Below are 274 nucleotides of genomic sequence, written 5' to 3' on the forward strand. Positions count from 1 at the left end.
GTTGTCCCATCTGCAGCATACGGTTGACCTGTTCGGATAACGCAGCAAAAATCCGCTGCGACGTATCCGGATCAATCGCCATATAGTTACCCTGCTCGGTTTGCTGTATGGAATCTGAAATTGCTTTTTCTAAGCTCGGCCCAGCGGTGATGACCTGCAGCGGTTCTCCCGGCGCTACAAACTGCAGCGTAATTTGCCGTGACAGCGATTGTCTTACATATTCAGCCAGCAGATCGGTATCCTTAGTATACGGGCCGTAATCGGCCAGCGTCTC

The 274-nt window shown here is 51.8% G+C and carries 1 protein-coding gene; it reads right to left on the reverse strand.

The genetic code is table 11. The features are described from left to right. The coding region (locus LKX83_RS32515) for an FHIPEP family type III secretion protein (protein ID WP_227887413.1) at positions 1-274 on the reverse strand (274 nt) is incomplete at both ends.

Source organism: Cohnella baijiui (assembly GCF_020731285.1).
Classification (GTDB): domain Bacteria; phylum Bacillota; class Bacilli; order Paenibacillales; family Paenibacillaceae; genus Cohnella.